At 33.4% G+C, this 26,730-nt stretch carries 23 protein-coding genes; 10 read left to right on the top strand and 13 right to left on the bottom strand.

The features are described 5' to 3' along the window. Positions 1-271 precede the first annotated feature (271 nt). The gene (locus EV145_RS16280; RefSeq protein ID WP_133526256.1) at positions 272-1,342 is read left to right on the top strand and encodes a glycosyltransferase; all 1,071 of its coding nucleotides are present in this window, start codon (positions 272-274) and stop codon (positions 1,340-1,342) included. A 2-nt stretch (positions 1,343-1,344) separates the two neighbouring features. Here the strand turns inward: EV145_RS16280 and EV145_RS16275 are convergent, their stop codons facing one another. The 3 genes from EV145_RS16275 to EV145_RS16265 all read right to left on the bottom strand — a co-directional run bounded on the left by EV145_RS16275 (position 1,345) and on the right by EV145_RS16265 (position 4,829). Further along, a complete protein-coding gene (locus EV145_RS16275) occupies positions 1,345-2,655 on the bottom strand; it encodes a porin (protein WP_133526255.1) in 1,311 nt (436 codons plus the stop codon). 165 nt (positions 2,656-2,820) lie between these two features. Further along, positions 2,821-3,900, bottom strand: coding sequence for a sensor histidine kinase (locus EV145_RS16270; protein ID WP_133526254.1), 1,080 nt, complete (start codon positions 3,898-3,900; stop codon positions 2,821-2,823). Between the two features lie 245 nt (positions 3,901-4,145). Then, complete coding sequence (locus EV145_RS16265; RefSeq protein ID WP_133526253.1) at positions 4,146-4,829, bottom strand: response regulator transcription factor; 684 nt, start codon at positions 4,827-4,829, stop codon at positions 4,146-4,148. 233 nt (positions 4,830-5,062) lie between these two features. Between EV145_RS16265 and EV145_RS16260 the strand changes: the two genes are divergently transcribed. From EV145_RS16260 to EV145_RS16245, 4 genes are all read left to right on the top strand, one after another. Further along, positions 5,063-7,876 carry a TonB-dependent receptor gene (locus tag EV145_RS16260; RefSeq protein ID WP_133526252.1) on the top strand — a complete coding sequence of 938 codons (2,814 nt, stop codon included), beginning with the start codon at positions 5,063-5,065 and terminating at the stop codon, positions 7,874-7,876. 132 nt (positions 7,877-8,008) lie between these two features. Continuing rightward, entirely contained in the window at positions 8,009-9,220 is a 1,212-nt protein-coding gene (locus tag EV145_RS16255; RefSeq protein WP_133526251.1) for a hypothetical protein, read from the top strand. 107 nt (positions 9,221-9,327) lie between these two features. Beyond that, positions 9,328-9,666 carry a T9SS type A sorting domain-containing protein gene (locus EV145_RS16250; protein WP_133526250.1) on the top strand — a complete coding sequence of 113 codons (339 nt, stop codon included), beginning with the start codon at positions 9,328-9,330 and terminating at the stop codon, positions 9,664-9,666. Between the two features lie 169 nt (positions 9,667-9,835). Next, positions 9,836-10,816, top strand: coding sequence for an acyl transferase (locus EV145_RS16245; RefSeq protein WP_166638473.1), 981 nt, complete (start codon positions 9,836-9,838; stop codon positions 10,814-10,816). A gap of 43 nt (positions 10,817-10,859) precedes the next feature. Here EV145_RS16245 and EV145_RS16240 read toward each other — a convergent pair whose 3' ends face one another. Then, positions 10,860-11,213, bottom strand: a complete 354-nt coding sequence (locus EV145_RS16240) for a hypothetical protein (protein WP_133526248.1) — start codon at positions 11,211-11,213, stop codon at positions 10,860-10,862. A 191-nt stretch (positions 11,214-11,404) separates the two neighbouring features. Beyond that, positions 11,405-12,700, bottom strand: coding sequence for a tyrosine--tRNA ligase (gene tyrS / locus EV145_RS16235; protein WP_133526247.1), 1,296 nt, complete (start codon positions 12,698-12,700; stop codon positions 11,405-11,407). 190 nt (positions 12,701-12,890) lie between these two features. Here tyrS and EV145_RS16230 point away from each other — a divergent pair, with 190 nt between their 5' ends. After that, a complete protein-coding gene (locus tag EV145_RS16230; protein WP_133526246.1) occupies positions 12,891-14,126 on the top strand; it encodes a hypothetical protein in 1,236 nt (411 codons plus the stop codon). Between the two features lie 158 nt (positions 14,127-14,284). Beyond that, the gene (locus EV145_RS16225) at positions 14,285-15,286 is read left to right on the top strand and encodes an NAD-dependent epimerase/dehydratase family protein (protein WP_133526245.1); all 1,002 of its coding nucleotides are present in this window, start codon (positions 14,285-14,287) and stop codon (positions 15,284-15,286) included. On the opposite strand, the gene EV145_RS16220 is transcribed toward EV145_RS16225, so the two are convergent. From EV145_RS16220 to EV145_RS16210, 3 genes are read right to left on the bottom strand one after another with little or no spacing between them, the layout of a single operon-like run. Next, positions 15,287-15,757 carry a DUF4296 domain-containing protein gene (locus tag EV145_RS16220; RefSeq protein ID WP_133526244.1) on the bottom strand — a complete coding sequence of 157 codons (471 nt, stop codon included), beginning with the start codon at positions 15,755-15,757 and terminating at the stop codon, positions 15,287-15,289. Between the two features lie 9 nt (positions 15,758-15,766). Continuing rightward, entirely contained in the window at positions 15,767-17,107 is a 1,341-nt protein-coding gene (locus tag EV145_RS16215; protein ID WP_133526243.1) for a dihydroorotase, read from the bottom strand. Between the two features lie 10 nt (positions 17,108-17,117). Further along, a complete protein-coding gene (locus EV145_RS16210) occupies positions 17,118-17,843 on the bottom strand; it encodes a polyprenol monophosphomannose synthase (protein WP_133526242.1) in 726 nt (241 codons plus the stop codon). A 107-nt stretch (positions 17,844-17,950) separates the two neighbouring features. Here EV145_RS16210 and EV145_RS16205 point away from each other — a divergent pair, with 107 nt between their 5' ends. The 3 genes from EV145_RS16205 (at position 17,951) to EV145_RS16195 (ending at position 20,122) form a co-directional block, all read left to right on the top strand. After that, positions 17,951-18,643 carry a DUF4271 domain-containing protein gene (locus EV145_RS16205; protein ID WP_133526241.1) on the top strand — a complete coding sequence of 231 codons (693 nt, stop codon included), beginning with the start codon at positions 17,951-17,953 and terminating at the stop codon, positions 18,641-18,643. A gap of 14 nt (positions 18,644-18,657) precedes the next feature. Next, complete coding sequence (locus tag EV145_RS16200) at positions 18,658-19,407, top strand: uroporphyrinogen-III synthase (protein ID WP_133526240.1); 750 nt, start codon at positions 18,658-18,660, stop codon at positions 19,405-19,407. Between the two features lie 244 nt (positions 19,408-19,651). Then, positions 19,652-20,122, top strand: coding sequence for an Lrp/AsnC family transcriptional regulator (locus EV145_RS16195; RefSeq protein WP_035653302.1), 471 nt, complete (start codon positions 19,652-19,654; stop codon positions 20,120-20,122). Between the two features lie 256 nt (positions 20,123-20,378). Here the strand turns inward: EV145_RS16195 and EV145_RS16190 are convergent, their stop codons facing one another. The 5 genes from EV145_RS16190 to EV145_RS16170 form a co-directional block, all read right to left on the bottom strand. Beyond that, a complete protein-coding gene (locus tag EV145_RS16190) occupies positions 20,379-21,065 on the bottom strand; it encodes a zinc metallopeptidase (protein ID WP_133526239.1) in 687 nt (228 codons plus the stop codon). A gap of 154 nt (positions 21,066-21,219) precedes the next feature. Then, entirely contained in the window at positions 21,220-21,810 is a 591-nt protein-coding gene (locus tag EV145_RS16185) for a hypothetical protein (protein WP_133526238.1), read from the bottom strand. After that, positions 21,797-22,270 (bottom strand): RNA polymerase sigma factor, encoded by a 474-nt coding sequence (locus tag EV145_RS16180; RefSeq protein WP_133526237.1) that lies wholly within the window; start codon positions 22,268-22,270, stop codon positions 21,797-21,799. The genes EV145_RS16185 and EV145_RS16180 overlap by 14 nt, the downstream gene beginning before the upstream one ends. A 2-nt stretch (positions 22,271-22,272) precedes the next feature. After that, positions 22,273-23,121, bottom strand: coding sequence for an alpha/beta fold hydrolase (locus EV145_RS16175; protein ID WP_133526236.1), 849 nt, complete (start codon positions 23,119-23,121; stop codon positions 22,273-22,275). Positions 23,122-23,444: 323 nt separating this feature from the next. After that, positions 23,445-26,513 carry a leucine--tRNA ligase gene (locus EV145_RS16170; RefSeq protein ID WP_133526235.1) on the bottom strand — a complete coding sequence of 1,023 codons (3,069 nt, stop codon included), beginning with the start codon at positions 26,511-26,513 and terminating at the stop codon, positions 23,445-23,447. Between the last annotated feature and the right edge of the window lie 217 nt (positions 26,514-26,730).

Raw genomic sequence — 26,730 nt, 5'->3', positions numbered from 1 at the left:
ACTGAGATACTGAGATACTGAGATACTGAGATACTGAGATACTGAGATACTGAGATACTGAGATACTGAGATACTGAGATACTGAGATACTGAGATTAAAAGCCGAACTTACGTTCGGCTTTTTTATTTGCAGAGAACGAAAAGCTTAGAATCTTTAGCAACTTAGAACCTCAGCATCTCAAAAAAAATATTCAGTTAATAATTTAGTAATATGTCCGAAATATCATCAAAAACATATTTCTTTATCTTCGTTTTCAAAAAGCGTTAAACTATGAGCATTGACTATTCTGCGAACAAAACAATTTTAGTTGCTCCATTAAACTGGGGATTAGGCCATGCCACTAGATGTATCCCAATTATCAAAGCGCTTCAAGAGAATAATTTTATTCCGATTATTGCTTCTGATGGTGTTGCGCTTGCTTTATTGCGAAAAGAATTTCCGTATATACAAACTTTAGAACTGCCTTCTTACCATATTGAATATGCTAAAAATGGCAAAAATTTTAAATGGAAACTGATTAAGAATCTTCCTAAAATGATCACAGCCATTCTAGACGAGAAAAAAATCGTGAACAGCTGGATTAAAAAACACGGCATTGACGGCATCATTTCTGACAATCGTTTAGGTGTTTTCAGCAGAAAAATTCCGTCTGTTTTTATGACGCATCAATTGAATGTTATGACAGGAAACACAACTTGGTTTACCAGTAAATGTCATCAATATTTCATTAAAAAATATACAGAATGCTGGGTTCCTGATACAAATGGAGAAACGAATCTTACAGGCGAATTAGGTCATTTAAAAACCAATGAACTTAACTTAAAATATATTGGGCCTTTGAGCAGAATGCGTCAAAAAGAAACGCCAAAACAATATGATTTAATGATTATTTTGTCTGGCCCTGAACCGCAACGAACGTATTTGGACGAAAAACTTCAAAAAGAAGCGGCTAATTTTAAGGGAAAAGTTGTTTTTATACAAGGTATTGTAGAGAAAGTACAAAGCAAATGGCAAGCTGGAAATGTTACCTATTATAATTTTATGAATTCAAAACAGCTTGAACAAACTTTTAACGAAAGTGAATTTGTTCTTTGCCGTTCTGGATATACGACCGTTATGGATTTGGCAAAATTGGGCAAAAAAGCCTTTTTTATTCCAACTCCGGGGCAATATGAACAGGAGTATTTAGCGATAAAACTTCAGGAAGAAAATTTGGTACCGTATGCAATGCAAAACGACTTTACCATTGAAGATCTTTCAAAAGTAAAGTCGTTTAAAGGATTGTCCCAATTTAAAAATGATATTGACTGGGATAAATTATTTTCAGTTTTTGAAGAATAATATTAGAAGTTAAACTGCGCCTGTAATCGTAGCAAATTACCTTCTTGTCTATTAATCGGGCGGGCGCTGTCTTCAAAAGTTCTGTCGGCGATAACATATTCTGCAGTTAATTCAAATGCTTTGATTGGCTGCCATTCGATACCAAATTGGTAATCTCTCACGACGTAACTTCTAGCATCTTTTTCATATTTTTTTCCTCCGTCATAATATTGAAATTGGGCGTAAGGATAAATATGCTGTTTTTTGATATCCCATTTATAATTTAGTAAAACATAACCTCCATTCAAACTAGATACATCAACTGTTTTTGTTGTAGTGTTATAACGAGGTCCTTTACCAATATTATATTCGGTTTGGATTCCGAAAGGTTTTGGGTACAAAACAAAAGTTGCACCTATTCTTTCGTCCTTCACATATTTAGGATCATTAACAATAACGCCAGTAGAAATTTCATCTGTAAAAGCCCACTTTCCATCATAAGCCTGAATTCCCGGTTCAATAATCTGGCTACCAATTACAAAAGGATAAGATACTCTGGCTACTACATTCAAATCTCTGTTGGCATCAATTTTATTAGCAATTTGTCCATTATAAACTCCAAATGCAAACACACCAAAATCGCCTGAACCTTTATAACCATCTTTTACTAGCATTTCAAAACGCTTTCTGATTTCGGCTGGCGCCCAATAAAAAATTAGTCCTAAATCACGTTCATTTGCTATTGAACTGTTTATAGCATCGGCACGATCTAATGTCAAACGTTGCGAACTAGACTGCATGTTTATGAAACCATATGGAATTTTACTTTGTCCTACACGTACACGGTATTCCCTTTTCTTATCAAAAGAAAGATCAAAATATAAATCACGAATTTGGACGAAATTTTGGATTCCAGTTACTGGTGAACTAGCAAAATCAGGTTGGAAATAGAAAAACACATTTGGATGAACTTGTCCTGAAAAGACTAAACGAGCACGACGAATAAAGAGTCCGTTGTTGGCTTTTGCGTCAGGAGCAGTTGAAGTTGTACCCCAAGATCTGTCACATTGGTCGCAGGCAACTTTATCGTTTGTCGAAAACAAACCATTGTACCTTATTTGGGCGTAACCTCTTAAAGAGATTTTGTCATACCAATGCTCTTCGATACCTCCTCCAGATTTAGTGTCTGGAAGTTTTGCTTTATTGATAGAATCTAAAATACGAAGTACTTCGTTTTTTACTTCTTGTTTATTTACATTCTGCTGATTTACATCTTGTGCATTTATCGCAATTGTAAGCAACATTGTCATCACAAGAACTATTTTTTTTATCATTTTTCTTTTACCCTTAGTTTCAGGATGCAAAGATGACGCACCTATGTTAACAAATCATTAACCAGATGTTACTATAATAAAAATTTAATGTTATGCCGTGAGGCTTAATGTTGATTTATTGTTAAAAGTCTTGTTTTACGGCTTTTAGCAAAACCTAACTTACAATTATTTAACCTCAGCTTTTATTCCTTTATTGGCTTTTTCGAGTGTAAAAGAGAATTCTGAACCAATTCCGAATTCACTTTCTACATAAACTTTCTCTTTATGAGCCTCAATAATATGTTTTACAATGGCTAATCCTAAACCAGAACCTCCTTCAGAACGCGTTCCGCTTTTGTCAACTCGGTAAAAACGTTCAAAAAGTCTTGAAATATTCTGTTTTTCAACACCTTCCCCATTATCACTGATTCGGATTAAGACTTTTTTCTTGGTAAGATTTACAACTCCAACTTCAGTCAAGCCACCTTCTTTTCCGTATTTAATAGAATTCACAATCAGATTTTCCAGAACTTGCTGAATTCTGTCCTGATCACCGCGAATGATAACTGACTGCACATTTTTACTTTCAAAAGCCAATTTGATTTTCTTTTTATCGGCTTTCATTTCCAAAAGATCAAAAACATTCTGAATCAATTCAACAATATCAAAATCAGTCATATTTAGGTCTAAATCACCAGATTCTAATTTGGTAATCATATCTAGATCTTCGACGATATAAATCAAACGTTCCACACCTTTTTCGGCACGTTTTAAATACTTTTTTCGAATATTTTTGTCGTCCATTGCACCATCTAACAAAGTCGAAACATAACCTTGAACGGTAAACAAAGGCGTTTTAAGTTCGTGTGAAACATTCCCAAGAAACTCTCTTCTATATTGTTCACGAATTTCGAGCATTTCAATTTCAAGCTTTTTATCTGTAGCAAACTTTTTCACCTCGCGTGAAAGCGTTTCCATATCAGTTGTTATTGGCTGATTGATAAGTGGTGTCGATTCTAAAAGCGAAACCTCATCATAAATCTTTTTTACCCTTCTGTAAATGAATCTTTCAACGCGGTATTGAAGTACCAAAAAAGAGAAAATATAAATTGAAATTAAGAAAACGATTCCAAAAGCAATTTGGTGATTTAATTGGTTTTTATAAAATAAAGACATCAGCATCAGTACAAATCCTGTTGAAAACAGACTGATATACAACGCCGACTTAATCGCAAATTTGTATGTTTTTTTAAAATTGATTTTCATTGATATTATTTAACCATTAAGAATTAAGGTAAATTTCGTTTTCTATTTGAGTTAACGCATTTTTTTCAAAGTTACATTCAACTCCAAACAAAGCTAACTCAAAAACCATATAAGAAATTAAAGCTCCGACGATCTTTAACTTCTTATATGGTTTTTTTTATTTAATACATTAAAGAATTTGAATAAGTTTTAAATCTAAAAATCACTTAGAACCTTAGTATCTTAGCAACTTAGTATCTTAAAAACTAAACTTCAAATTTATAACCAACACCTTTTATGGTTTTAAAAAGGTCTTCGCCTATTTTTTCTCTAAGTTTTCTAATGTGAACATCAATTGTTCTTCCGCCAACTACAACTTCATTTCCCCAGACTTTATCAAGGATTTCATCTCTTTTAAAAACTTTTCCTGGTTTAGAAGCCAATAAGTAAAACAATTCGAATTCTTTTCTTGGCAAAGCGATTTCAACGTTTCCTTTTATGATTTTGTATTCTTCACGGTTGATCTCGATTCCACCAACATTTAAAGTATCTGTAACGACTTCTTGTTCTTTTAACCTCCTTAACAAAGCCTTTACTTTGCTTACCAATAATTTTGGTTTTATTGGTTTGGTAATATAGTCATCAGCACCTGCATCAAAACCAGCTACTTGCGAATAGTCCTCGCTTCTTGCGGTTAAGAATGTTATGATAACATTATTTAATTCTGGAATTTTTCTGATGTGTTCACAAGCTTCCATCCCGTCCATTTCGGCCATCATTACATCCATAATGATTAATTCAGGCAATTCTTTTTGAGCCTTTGCTATAGCTTCTTTTCCATTAGAAGCTGTAACAATTTGATAGCCTTCTTGAGCAAGGTTATAGCCAACGATTTCTAAGATATCTGGTTCATCGTCAACTAATAAAATCTTGGTTTGTGTTTTTTTCATAAATAGCAAAAATTGAGATTTTTACATCAAATTCTCTTTAATATATATTCGATGTTTTTTATTTCACAGCGTAAATATAGTAATAAAACAACCGTTAAAAATTGCGGTTAACGGTAATTTAATTTGGTAACAATTTGATAATCTTGACAACACAAAAACATAACAAGTCCCTAACATGAACTTTACAATGCGGTTCTTTCTTTGCACAAAAATAAATTAAACACAACACTGAAATGAAATTCAATTTAAAATTTCTATTAATCACATTATTTATCTGTTCGATTTCGATCGCGCAAAACAAAGGTACGATTTCTGGTGTATTAACCGACAAAGAAACTAATAATGAAGTACTTCCTTTTGCAAATGTTTTAATAAAAGGAACAAACATTAGTGCCAACACTGACATTGACGGAAAATATTCGTTAAGTGTAAATCCGGGAACTTATACTATTATTTTTAGTTTCGTAGGATATGAATCTGTAGAAAAACCAGTAACTGTAAAAGCAGGCGAAACAATCACTGTTAACCAAGTACTTTCATCAGGAAGCTATACGCTTAAAGATGTTGTTGTAAAATCGACAGCAAGCAAAGAAAAAGAAACTGCCTTATTATTAGATCAAAAAAATGCTGTTGTAATCAAACAAAGTATTGGTGCACAGGAAATGTCTAGAAAAGGTGTCAGCGATGTCGAGGAAGGTCTAACTAAAATTACGGGAATTACCAAAGTAGACGGAAGAGGTTTATTCGTAAGAGGTTTAGAGGATCGTTACAACAGTCTTCTGCTTAACGACTTGGCTGTTCCATCAAACAATCCATTTAAAAAAATCATTCCTTTAGATATTTTCCCAACTGATATTGTAAGTGTTTTAGAAACATACAAAACTTTCAACACTAATTTATACGGTGATTTTGCTGGAGCTACTTTTAATATCGTAACAGCAGCAACTGGAAAAAGTCAAACAAAAATTAATTTTGGAGCAGGTTATACGATCAACAATAACTTAAAAAAATTCCTTATTTCTCAAGACGCAACTTCAACAGCTGATTTTTTCGGATTTTCAGGTAACGAAAGAGATTTACCATCTGCATTGACTAAAACTCCTAGTAACCAAACATTAACTGCTGATCAAGCTGCAAACGGATTTGGCTCAGGATTTGACGTTAAAAGTGACAAAGCGCCTTTGAATACAAGTTTTGGAATTACGCATTCAGAAAAATTCAACGTAGGAAAAAAACAAAATGTATTTCAATATCTGTTATCACTTAACTACGATAATAAATATCAAATTAGAAGCGGAGCTGATAGAATTTTCAATACTGCACAAGGAAACTATGACAATGATTTAGTTACAACTCAGTATAAATTTATCACAAACTCATCTGTGTTAGCAAGTCTAACTTATAAAACAAACAGACTTTCTCTTACATCAAATACGATTTATCTAAAATCGACTGAAAATATGATCCAAGATCAGGTGGGTTATACAAATTCTAATGCCGCTCAAACAAATGGTTTTATTAGAATGAATCAGTTGTCAGAGTCTACCTTATTTAACACACAATTGTTTGGTAATTATAAATTAACTGAGGATGAAAGACATACTGTAAAAGGAGGTGTTTCATACTCGACAACACAATACGAACTTCCTGATAGAAAATCTTTCAAGGGTATCAAAATGGATGAAAACACAACTTCAATATCCTATACTGGTAATAGTATAACCAGACAATATCTTGATTTTAAAGGTGATGAACACATCTCAGGTTTATTAGAATACAACTGGAAATTTGGAAATGAAGATCTAAGCAAATCTAACAAGTTTACAGCAGGATACAGTGGTTATATGAACAAAATGGGATCTGAATTTAGATTCTTGGTATCACAAAATCTAAACTCAAATAGTGCTACTTTCCCAACTAATACTCCTGATGCTACTTTAAAGAACGAAATTTTAAACAACAATTTCACTTATAGAGAAGGAACTAACTCAACTTACAAAGCAATGTTAGAAGAGTTTATTAATGCTGGATACGTAGATTTAGCTTTAAAATTTTCTGATAAATATGAATTAAATGTAGGCGCAAGAGCTGAACAGACTCATAGACAAACAAAATACAAGTCAACAGGAAGTTTTGAAGATCCATATCAAAAAATAACTACTGATAAAACAGATATTTTACCGTCTATAAACACAAAATATATTATCAACGAGAAATCAAACTTAAGATTTGCAGCGTCAAAAACAATTACAAGACCTGTAATTATGGAATCTTATCCTCTTGAGTTTGTAAATCCTGATGGTACAATAGAAAGAGGTAACGAATTCTTGACTAATAGTTCAAATTACAACTTTGATTTGAAATACGAATTGTTCCCAACTAATAAAGAATTAGTTTCTGCTACAATTTTTACTAAAATGATCGATAACCCTATCGAAAGATTATTTACAAACTCAGCAGGAAGCGGCGGACAAATTATAACATACGGTAATTCTAACAAAGCGGTATTGTATGGTGCTGAATTCGAATTCTTATTCCAATTAGAGAGAATTTCAAAATCATTATCTAATTTCTCATTTGGTGCTAATGCAGCATTAATGGATACAAAAGTAACTATTGAAAAAGTTTTTGAAAATGGAGTTAACAATCCTGAAACTATAGCAGTTGACAGCAATCCAACAAGAAAACTACAAGGAGCTTCTCCTTGGATCTTAAATGCTGATCTTCGATACGATTCTGAGTTTAGTGAAAAATGGAAAAGCTCGATGACTATGGTTTACAACGTTTATAGCAAACGAATCTATGCTGTAGGTACAAATGGATTAGATAACTATTATGAAATGCCATTTGGCAAACTTGATTTTATCTGGCAAAACAAAATTTCAGACAAATTTGATGTTAAACTTTCTGTAGACAACCTATTAAACCCAGCTTATAAAATAGAAATGGGTGATAAAAGCAGAATTCCAATAACAGAAAGCGATTTAACAGTAAGAGAATACAAAAAAGGAGTTGGTTTCTCTATGAATGTATCTTATACATTTTAAGAAGCACTTAACAATTACAAAACACAAGCTTAAATAACGAGTAATAATTTGATAACATTCCCTTAAATAGATTAAAGGAGACTCAGATTAACTTTGCTCAAGATTGAAATAAATAAAACAAACACAAAACTTATGAAAAAATTAGTATTCTGCTTAGCAGTTTTAGGAAGTATCTTTACAGGATGTTCTAGTAGTGATGATGACACGCCGGTAAAACAACCAGTAACAGGAGAAATATCTTCGAATATCACAGCAAATACAACTTATGCTTACGGTAACTATACCTTAAAAGGAATGATCAAAGTTAGCAGTGGTGTAACTGTTACTTTCGAGCCTGGTTGTAAAATTACTTGTGATAAATCTACAGGAGAAAATGGTCTTATTATATTAAACGGAGGAAAATTAATTGCTAACGGTACAGCAGATTCTCCAATCGTTTTTACTGAAAAATCAAAAGTAGGAGGTTCATGGGCTGGTATCATCATGTATGGAGATGCTCCAATCGTAAACTCAGCAACTGCACCTGCTCCACAAACAGCAGTTTCAGAAGATGGTTTAAACTTAACTTACGGAGGTTCAAATGCAGCTCATAATGGAGGTTCATTAAAATATGTAAGAGTTGAGTACGCTGGACAAGTAATTACAACTAACAGTAAAGAAAATAACGGATTCTCATTCTACTCTGTTGGAACAGGAACTGTATTAGATCACTTAGTTGCTTACAAAGGTAATGATGACGGTTTTGAATTTTACGGAGGAACAGCAAGTTTAACTAACTCGATCTCTTACGCTAATAGCGATGATTCTTTTGACTGGCAAGATGGATGGAGAGGTCAAGAAAATACAAACTGGTATGCATACCAAACAGGTGTTGCTAACTACGGTCTTGAAGTAGAATCTAAAAGTGTTGACAATGCATTCTGGCCAAAAGTTACTAACATTACTCTTAGAAGAGCTGCTGGTACAACTACAGAAGCACAAAGCGAAATTCAATTAGATGCTATCCAATTCAAAAAAGAAGGAAATGGTGATTACAGCAACATCATAATTGATGGTTATGCTAGCCAAACTACTCCAACTGCTTACAATGGTGGTGCAATTCAGATCTTAGACAAAGCTACATATGATCACCAAGTTGCTGGAGGAAAAATCAAATTAAACAATGTGAAAATCACTAACACTCCTCTTACTTTCATTTCTGGAGTTCCTGCTTCATTCACAGTAACTGCTGGTAGTTTTGTACCTGCAGCTAACTGGACAACTAGCACTACTGCTACAGGAGCTGCTTTAACTGGTGGTGCATGGGCTACTGTTGATGGTTTAAACCTTTTAGAAAAACTATAATTTTTCTATCAATATAAAATGTTAAAAACATCCTAAATAATTAGGATGTTTTTTTTTGGCGTAATTTTTGTAATTTTTTTTGTATATTTACGTATCAAATAAATGCGATGGCAAAAAACTACTTTTATATTACATTCTTATTGGCTTTTTTCTTTACTGTAAGTGTCTCAGCACAAGACAGTAAACAATTACCAAAAACTCAAGAGTCAACCTCTATCGAGGGTTTAAGCTTGTACCCTAACCCTGTGACTAACGGAAAAGTATACATCTCATCTAAAAATGATTTAGAGAAGGAAATTATCATTTTCGATCTTCTAGGAAAAAAAGTACTCCAAACGCATATAACCACAAAAGAACTAAGCGTTTCAGATTTAGTTCCCGGCGTTTATATCATTAAAATAAGTGAAGAAAATGCATCAGCAACACGAAAACTGATCATCAGATAAATATAGAAAAAAGCTCCTTCTTGGGAGCTTTTTTTTAGTTTTTAGTCACAGTGTCAGTTTTCAGTTTACATACTTTGCTGAAAACTGCAAATGAGAAACGCAACTGAAAACTGTGACTGAAAACTGCACTCTGAACACTAAAAAATAAATATCTTTGCAAAAAAAAGTTTTGATCACAGCCAGCGATATATTTACCATTTCGAGTCAGAAACAATTTGAAAAAATAGCATTAAAAGTGTTTCGTTTTCAACACGAAAACAATAAAGTGTATCGTGATTTCTGTGATTTTCTGAAAGTAAACCCACAACAGGTAAAGTCACTGACGCAAATACCTTTTTTACCTATTCAATTTTTCAAATCTCACGAAGTTGTCTCTAATACTGATTTCCCTCAGGTTACTTTTACCAGCAGCGGTACAACCGGAATGATTACTAGCCGACATTTAGTTACTGATGTTTCGCTTTACGAAGAAAGCTACCGTCAAGGATTTTCGCAATTTTATGGCAATATCGAAGATTACGTTGTTTTAGCCCTTTTGCCGTCTTATTTAGAGCGTGACGGCTCTTCGTTAATTTATATGGTCGAAGATTTGATAAAGCTCTCAAATCAGCCTGAAAGCGGGTTTTATTTACACAATCATGACGACTTAATTAAGAAACTTACTGAACTTGATGAATCTGGTCAAAATGTAATTTTAATTGGTGTTACTTATGCCTTATTAGATTTGATTGAAAAACACCAATTTCAGCTTCAAAACACCATTATAATGGAAACTGGAGGCATGAAAGGAAAACGAAAAGAAATGATTCGTGAAGAACTACACGAATTACTTTGTAAAGGTTTTGGCGTTACGTCAATTCATTCAGAATATGGAATGACAGAACTTTTGGCGCAAGCCTATTCACTTGGAGATGGTGTTTTTGAATGTCCGTCATGGATGAACATTTTAGTGCGCGATCCCGAAGATGCACTTACTTACGTAAGTGATGGAAAAACTGGAGGGATCAATGTTATTGATTTAGCCAATATAAATTCTTGCTCTTTTATCGCAACCCAAGATTTAGGCAAAAAATATCCCAACAACTCTTTCGAGGTATTGGGACGTTTTGATAATTCTGATATCCGTGGATGTAACCTGATGGTTTTATAATGTCTAATCGTTGATTTGTTTTTCGCTTAACCAAAAAAATAAATTATAAATCGCCTTGATTCTCATTGTTTATTCCGATGTTATCTATGCTGTCTTCTTTAAGCAATTCTCTTTCTTTTTCACCTCTATATTCTAAAAGCTTGTAAATTCCATAGCAAGCTAAACCGCCACAAAGCACAAAAAGCAAATTCCAGCCTGGATTCATAGAATCTTCTTCTACAGCACTCACATCACCAAGAATAGCCAAGACAATTCCTAAAATAAATCCAGATATAATTGTTCCTCCATAATAAGACACAATCCCAATAAAAAAATAGAGCCATTTGTTCTTGCCATTATCTTCGGCCAAATCTGCAAAGGCTTTCCAAATCCAATAAATAAATAAAATTCCAAGCATAGTTTTTTGTCTTAGTTAGGGAATAAACTTACTAAAAAAAACATTCGATTTCATTATCATTCAAAATAAAAAAAATCCCAACAACTCTTTAGAGCTATTGGGACGTTTTGCTATAGTATTGTTTAATCGTTGATTTGTCGACATCGTTTAATCGGCTTCAAACTCGATTAAACAATTAACCGACTAAACAGTTAAACAATTCTGATCATATAATAATTTCTTCTTCCGCTTTGAACTAAAACGAACTGATTGTTGATCAAATCATTCGCTGTCAAAACAAAATCATCTTTAATTTTTTCTCTATTTACAGAAATTGAATTTGCCGTTAAAGCTCTTCTCGCTTCTCCGTTTGATTTAAAGAAACCCGTTTTTTCGTTTAAAACAGAAATGATATCCAATCCATTTTCTAAATCTGCTTTTGCGATTTCAGCTTGTGGAACGCCGTCAAAAACCTCTAAAAAAGTCGCTTCGTCTAATTGTTTCAAATCTTCAGAAGTTGAGTTTCCAAATAAAATATTAGAAGCTTGGATTGCTTTTTCTAATTCTTCTTTACTGTGAACAAAAACAGTAATTTCTTCAGCTAATTTCTTTTGAAGAATTCTTAAATGTGGCGCTGCTTGGTGTTCTGCAATTAAGCCGTCAATTGTTTCTTTGTCTAAAAAAGTAAAGATTTTGATATATTTTTCAGCATCAACATCTGTAGCATTTACCCAAAACTGGTAAAATTTGTAAACAGAAGTTTTATCAGCATCCAGCCAAACATTTCCACCTTCAGATTTTCCAAATTTAGATCCGTCCGCTTTTGTGATCAATGGCGTAGTCAAAGCAAAAGCTTTTGCATTTTCTCCACCCATTCTGCGAACTAATTCTGTACCTGTAGTAATATTTCCCCACTGGTCAGAACCTCCCATTTGCAAAAGGCAATTGTTATTTTTATATAAATGATAAAAATCGTATCCCTGAATTAATTGATAAGTGAATTCAGTAAAAGACATTCCTTCACCTTCTCCACTCAATCTTTTCTTAACAGAGTCTTTCGCCATCATATAATTTACCGTGATTCGTTTTCCAACTTCACGTGCAAAATCAATAAACGAAAACTCTTTCATCCAGTCATAGTTGTTTACCATAATTGGAGAATTTGCTTCTTTTGAATTAAAGTCTAAGAAACGAGACAGAACACTTTTGATTCCGGCAACATTTTTAGCTAAAGTTTCTTCATTCAACAGATTTCTTTCGTCAGATTTTCCAGAAGGATCACCAATCATTCCGGTTGCGCCGCCCACAAGAGCAATTGGCTGATGACCAAAATTCTTTAAATGAACCAATAAAATAATCTGAACCATACTGCCAATATGCAGTGAATCTGCCGTTGGATCAAAACCAATATAAGCCGATGTCACCTCTTTTAGCAATTGTTCTTCCGTTCCTGGCATGCTATCATGGTACAAACCGCGCCACTTTAATTCTTCAACTAGATTCTTCATTTTTAAAATATTTTGCGCAAATATAATCAATGACAATGGCAATATCAAAAAGCAATACTAAATCAAATACAATAAAAGCAAAGAAAACTTGAACCTATAAAAACTTTCAACTTCAAAAAAACTAAAAATGAGGAAACCCGTAAAAAAGTACAATCTATTTTTAATACTTTCGGAAACCAAAATCATTAACATGAAAAAACTCTTACTCTTAACATTATTTCTTTACTTCTCTTCAATTAACGCCCAAATTTCTTTTGAAAAAGGCTATTTCATTTCAAATAATGGAACAAAAACAGCATGTTTCATAAAAAATATTGACTGGTATAACAACCCTGTCGACTTCAAGTATAAAATTTCTGCAGATGACAATGATATTAAAACAGAGACTATTGCAACTGCAAAAGAATTTGGCGTTGAAAACGGCGCAACATTCAAAAGAGCAACCGTAAAAATTGACATGTCAGACAATCGATTAGAAAACATCTCAACTACAAAAAATCCTGAATGGAAAGAAGAAACTGTGTTTTTAAAACTATTGGTACAAGGAAATGCAACATTATACTATTATCTCACTAAAGATATGACAAGATTCTTTTATGAAACTACGAGCGTCCCAACAGAACAGCTAGTTTTTAAAGAATATCTTTCAGTAGATGATAAAACTGGAGCCAGAACGACAGAAGAAAATAATTATTTCAAGCAACAGTTATTTAATAATGTAATGAATGAAAATACCAGCGAAAATGAAATCAAAAGGCTGACATACAAAACAGAACCATTGATTAAATATTTTTTAAAGTACAACAACGCTGATGCAGCGACAATTGAAAAAACAACAAATAATAAAAACAAAGGCGTTTTTCATTTAAAAGTATCTGCTGGTGCAAGTTTGACTTCTCTAACAGTAGACGGAGCAGAAAGTGCTGGATTCCAAAATGCTAAATACGATAACAAAATCCAGCCAACCGCAGGTCTGGAAGGAGAATATATTTTTCCTTTCAACAAAAATAAATGGAGCGTATTTTTGGGATTATTTTATCAAAAATATGAAGACAGCCAAGAATATGGTGTGCTGTACAGCATAAATAACAGCCAACATGTTGAACACCCGTCTAAGGTAAAATATTCAGGATTTAACCTTCCTATAGGCGTGCGCCACTATTTCTTTTTAAATCAAAAATCAAAAATATTTGTAAATGTAGCTTATGTCGCGACTCTTGGTGGAAAATTTACTTATGAATCTCAACATATAAATCTAGATGGAAAAGCTCAAGGTAACTTTGCCTTAGGTCTTGGTTACAATTTTAAAAACAAAATCAGTACCGAAATCAGATACAATACATCCAAAAATTTATTAAACAACTATATGCCTTATTCTACAAATTTCAGCAATTTAGATTTACTAGTATCATATACCGTTTTCTAAACAATTTTATTATATCAAAAAATGCTGTCAGAATATTTAAAACAATAATCTGGCAGCTTTTTTTATTCTGTTCAGGTTTCAAACAAAATCAAAAAACCTCGGCAACTTTGAATCTTTGCCTCTTTGCACCTTTAAACCAAAAAACTTATATTTACAAAATGGTATTAGTAACTGGAGGAACAGGTTTAGTAGGCTCGCATTTATTGCTTCATTTAATTGAAAATGGAGAAAATGTTCGGGCAATTTACCGCATTCAAAGCAATATTCAAAAAACAAAATCGGTTTTTGAACTTTATCAAAAAGGCGATTTATTTCATAAAATAGAATGGCTTGAGGCCGATATTTTAGATGTTCCTTCACTCGAAATTGCTTTCAACAATATTGAATACGTTTATCACTGTGCAGCATTAATTTCATTTGATCCAAAGGATGAAGATGCGCTCCGAAAAACCAATATTGAAGGAACAGCCAATATGGTCAATTTTTCAATCGCGCGCGAAATAAAAAAATTCTGTTTTGTAAGTTCCATTGCTGCACTAGGAGATTTAGCGCCGCACGAAAACATTATTACCGAAGAAACAGACTGGAATCCTGAAAAACCACACAGTGATTACGCCATTTCTAAATATGGCGCCGAAATGGAAGTCTGGCGTGCGGTTCAGGAAGGCTTGGATATTGTAATCATAAATCCAGGTGTGATTCTGGGACCTATCCCGAAAACAAAAAATGCACAACAAGGAAGCGCCGAATTATATGTAAAAGTGGCCAACGGTCTTCCGTTTTATACTTTAGGAAGTACAGGTTTCGTTACCGTTAATGATGTTGTAAAAATTGCATTTGAGTTAATAAAAAGCGATATCAAAAATGAACGCTTTACTTTAATTGCAGAAAATGTAGTTTTTAAAGACATTCTCGACACCATCGCAACAGTCTTAAAAGTAAAAAAACCAAGCATTCATGCAAAACCGTTTTTAATGAACTTTCTTTGGATGGCTGATGGCGTTTTTTCAACGCTATTCTTTCAAAAAAGACGCTTGACTAAAGCAACTGCAAAATCTTCATATTCAAAAGATCTCTATTCTAATGAAAAAATAAAAACCGCTCTAGGAACGGTTTTTTCAGATGTACATGAGTACATTATAAATATTTCAAAACTTTAATTATTGGTCTAAAAGTTTTTCTCTGCTTCTCACATTAGTGTTTGCTGGACTCGACGGACTTTTTATAGAATCTTTTGGTTTTTCGCTTGCTTTCTTTTTAGCAGCTTTTGCCGCCTTTTTATCATCTATCTTAACCAGTGAATCTGTAGCTCTCTGCTGCACCGCCAATCTTTTGCCCAATTCATCAAACATTTCTTTATACTTTTCATAATCGGATGCATAATAAATGTTGCTTTGTGCAAATTGAAGGCTGTCTACTTTATATTTTTTATAGATAAACTTCTTCGGATCTGATTCAACCGAATCTAAAGACAGCGGATTTTGATATTTCATTGCTTCCAAAATAGAAAGATCATACATAATATCAATCATTTTTCCTCTTTCGATAAGTCCTTTTGGCTCTTTTACAAGCTCTTTTTTACAGCTTACAGAAAGAAACAAAACCAATATTATAAATACAAAATTCTTCATTTCAGCTTTTTATCTGTCAAACAATAATCTTTTTCCGGCGCGTATATCTTTAACTTTGAAATTGTTGTAAACCATTTCTCCGTTCACAAAAGTATGCGTAATTCTTGATTTGAAAGCCATATTTTCAAAAGGAGACCAACCACATTTATATAAAATATTATCCGAGTTTACACTCCAAGGCAAACTTGGATTTACAATTACTAAATCGGCATAATAGCCTTCTTTAATAAAACCTCTTTTTTCAATTTTAAAAATTTTAGCTGGATTATGGCACATTTTCTCGACAATTTTCTCCACGCTGATTTTTCCTTGATGATGCGCTTCAAACATTGCCACAACTGCATGTTGCACAAGCGGACCTCCAGAAGGCGCTTTCAAATACGACTGTTGTTTTTCTTCTTTAGTATGTGGTGCGTGATCTGTTGCAATAACATCGATTCGACCGTCATTTAATGCTTTCCAAAGTTCAGCACGATCTTCAGCCGTTTTAACAGCCGGATTCCATTTTATGAAATTTCCTTTTGTTTTATAATCTTCATCGGTAAACCAAAGATGATGCACACATACCTCAGCCGTAATTTTTTTATCTTCTAACGGAATTTTATTGGTAAACAATTCCATTTCTTTTGCCGTTGAAAGGTGAAAAATATGAAGTCTTGCACCCGTTTTTTTCGCTAATGCAACAGCTTTTGAAGATGAAATATAACACGCTTCTGCACTACGAATTAAATGATGCGCTGTAATTGGCACATCTTCCCCATATTCTTCTTTAAATCTGGCAAGATTGTTCTGGATTGTTGTTTCATCTTCGCAGTGAACAGCAATCAGCATTGGTGTACTTGAAAAGATTCTCTCCAAAGTCGCTTCGTTATCAACCAGCATATTTCCGGTTGAAGAACCTAGAAAGATTTTAATTCCGGCAACATTCTTTGGATTTGTTTTTAGAACTTCTTCTAAATTATCATTTGTTGCTCCCATCATAAACGAATAATTCGCAAATGATTTTTCGGAAGCAATCACGTATTTATCTTCTAATATTTCTTGAGTAACCGCATTTGGAACCGTATTTGGCTGTTCAATAAAAGAGGTAATTCCTCCCGCAACAGCCGCTCTAGATTCTGATTCAATGTCGCCTTTGTGCGTTAATCCCGGTTCTCTAAAGTGCACTTGATCATCAATCGCACCTGGAATTAAATAACTCCCTTCGGCATCGATCACTTTACAGTCAGACGTTTTTAGGCTGATGCTGTCTGATACTTCAACAATTAAGTCATTTTCAATCAAGACATCACCTTCAAAAATTGATCCTTCGTTTACAATTTTAGCATTTTTAATTAAAATCCTGTTCATTGCTTTTCTTTTATAATGTATTGAATAATTTTTTTAATCGAAGAGAAATCACACCAAGAATAGCTTCTTTAATAATAGCATTGCTCATTTTTGAAACTCCTTTAGTTCTGTCAGTAAAAATAATAGGAACTTCTGTTATCTCAAATTTACCACAATAAGTTCGATATTTCATTTCAATTTGAAAAGCATAACCAACAAATTTAATTTTGTTCAGGTTTATTTTTTCCAAAACCTCTCTTTTATAACAAACAAAACCCGCTGTCGCATCGTGAATTTTCATTCCTGTAATAAACTTAACGTAAACGGATGCAAAATAAGACATCAAAACACGGCTTAAAGGCCAGTTTACCACATTTACTCCTTTTACATAGCGAGATCCAATAGCTAAATCAGCACCTCCAAAATGGCAGGCGTCATATAATTTTTCAAGATCATTAGGATTGTGCGAAAAGTCAGCATCCATTTCAAAAATAAAATCATACGGGCGCTCCAAAGCCCATTTAAATCCATGAACATAAGCGGTTCCTAAACCTGATTTTTTTGCTCTTTTTTCCAAAAACAATTTTCCAGGATATTCTTCCTGCAAGGCAATCACTTTATTTGCGGTATGATCTGGGGAATTATCATCAATAATTAAAAGATGAAAAGATTTGTGCTGCGAAAGAACAGCTCTCACTATACTTTCAATGTTTTCAATTTCGTTGTAAGTAGGAATTATGACAATACTATCACTCATTTTTTTCTCGGTAATTTCACCGCAAAAGTAAACTTTTTATAGCATTTGCTTCATAATAAATACATAATAAAACTATTGAAATAAAAAATTACTAATTTTGTGACACTATGATTGAACACCTTCATCCACGAATTATTGAAAACAAAGATTGGGCAACTGCTTTGTTCGTCCTGACCTTTGCCGTTGTTGCAATTACAAAATCAGCTTACGAAAGCCGATTCTCTGAATTCAGCAAACTAATTTTTTCAGATAAATATGCCAAAATCTACCGTGACAACAGCCACATGAAAAGCAGTTTCACCGTAGGACTATTTTTTGTACAAATTATTTCGTTTGCCTTTTTTATTCAGCTGACGATGCATATTTTTTCGCAAAACTCAAAAAACGCAGCAGACATTATATTAAAAACCGACTGGATTTTATTTATTCAGATTGCAACATTTCTTCTTTATTTCATTCTTGCGAAATATTTAGTAGAGAAAATTGTCGCAACTTCATTTAATATTGAAGAATTCGTAGATCTTTTTAACCTTCAAAAAGTTACTTATCGAACTTACATAGGCGTCTTACTACTGCCAATCAACGCCGTTTTGTTTTATTATGACAATATTCCAACCATTGTACCGTTAGCATTCATAGGCATTTCGCTGTGTATAAGCCTATACTCCTATTTTATTTCAATTAAAACGTATCAAAATGCAATAATCAGCAAGTTATTTTATTTTATTTTATATCTTTGCGCTCTTGAAATAGCCCCTTATTATTTTCTTTATTATTGGTTAACAAAAGGGAGTGCTTAGAAAATGTTTATAATATGAAAGTGAAAACAATTTTGGTGTCACAGCCTGAACCTAAAGTGGAGAATTCTCCTTACTTTGAGCTCCAACAAAAACACAAAATAAAAATTGATTTCAGACCATTTATTCATGTGGAAGGGGTTAGCGCAAAAGAGATTCGATTACAAAAAATCGATCTTAATCATTACACTGCGATCATTTTAACAAGTCGAAATGCTGTAGATCATTTTTTTAGAGTGGCTGATGAAATGCGTTACAAAGTTCCTGAAGGATTGAAGTATTTCTGTCAATCTGAAGCTGTAGCATTTTATCTTCAAAAGTATGTTGTGTACAGAAAACGTAAAATTTACGTTGGAGCAAAAGATTTTGCAGACTTATCTCCGCTTATCAAAAAGTACAAAGACGAGAAGTTTTTACTTCCTGCATCTGACCAATTAAATGCAGATGCACCAATAACACTGAACAACTTAAAAGTTGATTGGGCACAGGCTATTTTTTACAAAACTGTAATGAGCGATCTTTCTGATTTGGCTGATGTTTATTACGATGTTTTAGCATTTTTTAGCCCAACAGGAATTAAATCTTTGTTTAAAAACTTCCCAGACTTTAAACAAAACAATACTCGAATCGCTGTATTTGGAAGCACAACTCAAAAAGAAGCTTTAGATCATGGTTTAAGAATTGACATTCTTGCTCCAACTCCTGAAACTCCTTCTATGACAATGGCTTTAGAAAAATACATCGCCGAAGCAAACAAAGGAAAATAAACCTAAGAATAAAAATATACAATTTTTTACAATCCAAATTCCAACTTAATCACTTGGGATTTGGATTTTTTGTTTTTACAACAATTCTTGTTCATTATTTCATTTCCCGAAGTTGAAGCTGTGGACTATAATTTTTTGAAATCTGAGATTTTAAAAAATTGCCATTTTATTTCCAGAGCATTTTAACTACATTTGATTTCTATTCCAAACCCAAATCACTAAAAATAGTTTCAAATTTTAAGTTATGAAAATTAATTCTCTAATAATTGAAATTGACGGTATCGACAAAGAGATTCTTCGTTATTTAATGGACGATGCCCGAAAACCAATATTACAAATTGCCAACAAAATTGGCATTTCAGGCGCTGCCATTCATCAGCGGTTAAAAAAACTCGAACAGTCGGGCGTTATTTCAGGATCAAAATTTACGGTAAATCCAAAAGTACTAGGATACAACACAATGGCCTTCATTGGTGTTTATCTCGATAAAGCTTCCCGAAACTCTGAAGCTGTAAAAGAATTACGAAAAATTCCAGAAGTTCTAGAATGTCATTATACCACCGGAAACTGGTCGGTTTTGATTAAAATTATTTGCCGTGACAACGAACATTTAATGTCTCTCTTAAATAATAAAATCCAAGCTATTGAAGGAGTTTCAAGAACTGAAACTTTTATTTCACTGGATCAGCAAATTGATAGACAGATTCAACTTTAGAATTAGAAAATGTGCCAATTTGATAATTAGATAATTTTAAAAACATATTATTCTAAACTGGACTGAAGTCCAGCTCTACAATATAATTTGTTCCTTCGGAACTTCTATAGGAGCTTTTGGCTCTATTTATAGTGTAGGATCGGATTTCAATCTGATTTAATTTGTACAGATATGCAAAAAGCAAACCCGACAGATTTTTAAATCTGTCGGGTTTGCTAATAAATTATCTAATTGACTAATTATCTCAATTACCTAATTAATTCCTCCTACTTCCAGAATAAATCGAAATGTAATATAACAATGTTGCAATAGAACCTATCGCAGCCACAACATAAGTTCTCGCCGCCCATTTTAAAGCGTCTTTTGCTCCGGCTTGTTCCTGCTGTGTCAGCATATGTTTATTTTCAAGCCAAGCCAATGCACGATTACTTGCGTCATATTCAACTGGAAGCGTAATAATTGAAAACAAAGTAGTTGCTGCAAAAATGATAATTCCAACTAACAACAACTGTGGAAAAACTTTAATCATTAAAATTCCAGCGATTAAAATCCATTGCACATAGTTAGACGCAATGCTTACAATTGGCACTAATTTAGAACGCATTGTCAGCCATTCATAGCCAATAGAATGTTGTACCGCATGACCACATTCATGTGCCGCAACAGCCGCAGCTGTCGCATTTCGGTGATTATATACTGCCTCACTCAAATTCACGGTTTTATCTGACGGATTATAGTGATCTGTTAATTGACCTGGAGTCGAAATAACACGAACATCTGTAATTCCGTTATCAGCTAACATTTTTTCAGCAATTTCTTTACCGCTCATTCCGTTTTGCAACTGCAGTTTAGAATATAATTCGAATTTACTTTTTAGTTTTGAACTTACCAGCCAGCTAAATAACATAATAGCTCCGGCAAGAATTATGTATGCACCTCCCATATTTTTATTTTTTTGATTGAAATTTAAAGTTACAAAACCAATCGCAATTTATGAACCATTTTAACAAAATGACATTTTGGCATTATTATGCAAAATTTCAAATAAAAAAATCCAAATTCCGGCAATTTTGGAATTTGGACTTTTTGATTAGAATTTATGCCAATTGACTGTTTACTTCTTCAAATTTTTCAATCAGCGCATTTATTTTTGTCTGCTGTTTTTTAATTTGTTTGGGACGAATATAGAACCAGTTAAACAAAATCCACAGCAAAGTTATTCCATAAGTAAGACTTGCGCCTAGAGCAGTCATTCTGCTCGCATATTCATACATATACAAGCAAATCCCCGTTGTTAAAAGCAAAAAATAGAGACGCATCATATAAGTCTGCAAAAACTGCTGTTTCTTTTTAATCAGAATTAATTTTTGAAGATATTCCTGATTCGTCTGCGTTGCATCGATGTCTTTATAATTGCTAAATAATTTATTCGAAACAAACAGATAAAGTACCATTGCAAGAATCGTTAAAACAATTCCGATTTTAGTCGAAATAAACTTTGGCTGATAATATATCCAAATGAAAATTATAAACGCACTTGTGGCAAAAAGCATACAATTTGTCGTCCATAAACTGCGTAAAGATGCTTTTTTAAATTTGCTCACTCTGGAAAGCAAATCCTGAATATCGGGTTGACTTACGGTTTGTTTTTTCCACAAATCATTGAAGTCTATATTATTGTTTTCCATTTTCTTTAAATTTTTGAGTCAATTTTTCTTTAATTCTGTGAATTTTCACCCTTACATTTGCTTCCGAAAGTCCAACAATCTTAGCGATTTCAGCCTGCTTAACTTCTTCTAATTCCAATGAAATAATAATACGGTCGGTTTCTGGCAATTCGGCAATGCATTTATACAAAAACTGAATCTGTGGCTCCATTGACTGTTGTTTTTCTTCAGAAAGATGAATGGGCAAATCTGATTTTGGGAAACGCTTTTCTCTTTCAATTTGCCGCAGACAGTTATTAGAAGCAATTCTAAAAATCCAGGTTCCAATAGCCGATTCGTTTCTAAAAGTATCCAGCTTTTGCCAGACAATTATAAATGTTTCCTGAGCCAGATCCTGTGCAATGTCATAATCATTAACAAAACCCATACAAAGCCTGAATATTCGATCCCAATATATCTTATAGATTTGTTCAAATTCCATTCTTATTGTTTTATAAAAGTGTTTAATTGTGCCAAATACCATTCTTTATCATCATACATAATAAAATGCAGACCTTTGCTCGCATATTGAAAATTGGCTGTTTTCAAGTTTTTATACTGATCTTCAATAGCTGGTTTTAAATTTATAAAATAAGATTCTAACAAAATTAATGCTGGGCATTTTATCTGTGCGATTTTCATTCTTAAATCGGTATTTGAAAAATCACAATACATTTGTCCGAATGTTTTTCTATCTGATTTCACACTCCAATCAACCACCATATCCATTTTTGAAGCATCAGCCAAAAGTCGTGGCATTGTTTTTTTCTGCATATCAAAAAACTGAGCATCAGTCATGCCAGTCATCTGATTCACCATTGATGTACAATCATTATTTTCTTTTGACTTGAAAGACGGATCCATTAACGCAGTCATACACGGAAGCGCATCAACAACTACAATTTTCTCAATTAGCTCTGGATAATCAGCTGCAATGGCTAGTGCTAGTCCCCCGCCCATACTGTGACCAACAAGAATTGGTTTCACGATTTTATTTTCTTTGATAAAATTAGCAATTTCTGTTTTCCAATTTTCAAATGAAGGATTTGGCTGTGGTTTTACTCCAGCAAATCCGGCCATTGTAAGTGTATAACAAGTGAAATCTTTTTCGAATGCTGTTTTGGTTTCGTTCCAAACATCTCCAGAAGAAGCAAATCCGGGAATAAAAATTATTGCTTGTTTTCCTTTTCCAGTTTTAAGAACTTCGAAAGGATATGATTTTGTTTGTGCAAAAACATTTAGACATACTGCTGAGAATAAGAATGCGATAATTAAGATGATATACTTTTTCATTTTTAATAGTTTTAAGTTGTTAAATTAATCGGATCCGCCCTTTGGATACGAGAAGATTTAAAATGTTACAACTAAAATGAAAATTTCAATAAAAAAATTACAAATCCCAATGTTTATGGAGGAATTTTAACCGCAATGCACGCAAAGGTTTACGCAAAGTACGCGAGTTATTTTGCTCGCAAAGACGCTAAGTCGCAAAGTTTTTTTCTACAATCTTGTCATTTCAAGGAAGGAGAAATGACAAACTAGGCCTAAAAACAAAAAAAACCCAAATTCCAATTTTAAGATTGGAATTTGGGATTTTTAAAATATTGGAGTTTTTACTACCCTACAAGGTTGATAATTTTTCCAGGAACGATAATCACTTTATTTGGAGTTCTTCCATCTAATTGACGTAACGTTCTTTCATCTTTCATAACGATTTCTTCGATTTGTTCTTTAGTTAAATCCAAAGGTAATTCGATTGTGAAACGCATTTTTCCGTTGAAAGAAACTGGATATTCTTTATTTGTTTCAACTAAATGACTTGCCTCAAAAATCGGGAACGCTACTTCAGAAATTGAAGTTGTATGTCCTAACTGCGACCATAATTCTTCAGCAATGTGCGGTGCATATGGTGAAACCAAAATAGCCAATGGCTCTAGAATTGCTCTTGAATGACAATTTTGAGAAGACAATTCGTTTACACAAATCATAAATTGAGAAACTGAAGTATTGAAAGAGAAATTCTCGATATCTTCGGCTACTTTTTTAATGGTTTTATGCAAAGATTTTAAGTTGTCTTTTGTCGGTTCGTCGTTGTTTACGATTAAACCATTGTCATCAAAATACAATCTCCATAATTTTTTCAAGAAACCAAAAACTCCAGAAATACCAGCAGTATTCCAAGGTTTTGCCTGCTCTAACGGACCTAAAAACATTTCGTACAAACGTAATGTATCAGCACCATATTCATCACAAATATCATCTGGAGTTACGACATTGTATTTTGATTTCGACATTTTTTCGACTTCACGACCAACAATGTATTTTCCGTTATCATCTGTAATAAATTCAGCATCAGCATAATCCTCTCTCCAGGTTTTGAATTTTTCAACGTCTAATTCATCAGAAGAATTAACCATTGAAACATCAACATGAGTTGGATTAATACTAAGTATTTTAAGATTAAGAACATCAACTCCTTTTGATTTCAATTTATTTACAACCTCATTATAATTATCGAATAAATTTGAATGATTCTTTTTTAAAGTTTCTAATATTTCTTCAGTTGATCCACTATCGAAAATCTTTTTTGAAATAAATAAATTTGGTAAAGAATTCTTAATTATCTCACTCTTTTCACTTTTGTCAGACAATGTTTCATCATCATTTTTAGCTTGACTAAATGATGATGAAAAAATCACTCTATAAACAAATGCACTAGTTCCCAAAATCATTCCCTGATTAATCAGTTTTTTGAATGGTTCTTCAGTTGGAGCAAAACCTTTATCTTTTAAGAATTTGTTCCAAAAACGAGAATACAATAAGTGTCCCGTAGCGTGTTCGCTTCCTCCAATATATAAATCGACACTTTCCCAGTAAGCCAAAGCTTCTTTGCTAGCAAATTCATTTTCGTTGTGTGCATCCATATAACGCATCCAATACCATGAACTTCCCGCCCATCCTGGCATTGTATTCAATTCAAGAGGAAAAATCGTCACATTGTCAATCAGCTGAGTACTAACAACTGAACACTTAACACTGTCCCAAGCCCAAACCGCTGCATTTCCTAAAGGAGGCAAACCGTCTTCTGTTGGTAAATATTTTTCTACTTCTGGCAAAATAATTGGCAAGTGCTGCGCATCAATCATTTTAGGCAATCCATTTACATAATAAACTGGGAAAGGTTCTCCCCAATAACGCTGGCGAGAAAAAACAGCATCACGCAAACGGTAATTTGTTTTACCAATACCTTGACCTATTTTTTGCAATTCGCTAATAACGGCATGCGTTGCATTTTTATAATTTAATCCGTTTAAGAAATCAGAATTTGCGATTTCAACATTGTCTTTTGATCCGTAAGCGGCTTCAGAAATATCAACATTTGCGAAGATATTCTTGATTTCCTGCATTCCGTTTTGGCCTTTAAAGAAATTAGCAAAAGCATAATCTCTCTCGTCTCCACAAGGAACCGCCATTACAGCACCAGTTCCGTAACCTGCCAAAACATAATCTCCAATCCAAACCGGAATTGGTTCTTTTGTAAATGGATGTTCAGCATAAGCTCCAGTAAATACTCCAGAAATAGTTTTTACATCGGCCATACGCTCACGCTCAGAACGTTTTGCTGTTTTTTCGATATACGCTTCAACTGCTTCTTTTTGTTCTGGAGTCGTAATTTTTGCTACCAAATCGTGTTCCGGAGCTAAAGTCATAAAAGTCACTCCAAAAATAGTATCAGGTCTTGTAGTAAAAACTTCGATTACTTCATCATGATTTTTCACATTAAAAGTCACCAAAGCTCCAACCGATTTCCCGATCCAGTTTCTTTGTGATTCTTTGATAGATTCACTCCAGTCAATATCATTTAGACCTTGAAGCAAGCGTTCGGCATAAGCAGAAATTCGCATACTCCATTGTGTCATTTTTTTTCTTATAACAGGAAAGCCTCCACGCTCAGAAACTCCGTTTACAATTTCGTCATTTGCCAAAACAGTTCCTAAACCAGGACACCAGTTTACTTCGGTTTCTGCCAAATAAGTCATTCTATATTGCAAAAGGATTTTTTCTTTTTGATCTTCAGAATAAGAGTTCCATTCGTCAGCATTAAAAATCGCTACGTTATCATCGCAAACTGCTTCAACCAAGTTATTTCCTTCTTCTTCAAAAACTTTTACAAGCTCCGAAATGTCAAAAGCTTTTCCTTGTTTTCTGCAATACCAAGAGTTGAACAATTGAATAAAAATCCATTGTGTATGTTTGTAATAATCAGGATTTGAGGTACGCACTTCACGCGCCCAGTCAAAAGAGAAACCAATTTTATCTAATTGTTTTCTGTATCCTGCAATTTGTTTTCCTTCTTTATCAACTCCACCGTCAATATTTACGCGCGTTGTATCTTCTGGACGTTGCCCTGTCTGAATCGCATATTGTTCTGCCGGCAATCCAAAACTGTCGTAACCCATTGGGTGCAAAACATTGAAACCTTGATGTCTTTTGAAACGAGAATACACATCTGAAGCTATATAACCCAGTGGATGCCCAACGTGCAATCCTGCTCCAGATGGATAAGGAAACATATCGAGAACATAATGTTTAGGTTTTTCAGAGTTATTTTTTGCTGCAAAAGTTTGATTTTCTGCCCAATATTTTTGCCATTTGGCGTCAATTTCGTTTGGATTGTACTTCATTTCTAAGTGACTAAGATTCTAAGTTACTAAGGTTCTAAGGCTTTTCACTAAATTAATTATTAGGCGCAAATTTACATTTATTGTACATTGTACCAAAGCTATTTCGTTGACAAACAAATAAAATAACAAAATACGTATTTTAAATTAAGTACAAATACGTATATTTATATTTTAATACGTAGAAAAATATAATTTTTTCCAAACAATTGCAACGCAA

The organism is Flavobacterium sp. 245 (assembly GCF_004362055.1).
In the GTDB taxonomy this organism is placed as follows: Bacteria; Bacteroidota; Bacteroidia; order Flavobacteriales; family Flavobacteriaceae; genus Flavobacterium.
This window is presented reverse-complemented; position numbering and strand designations above follow the sequence as displayed.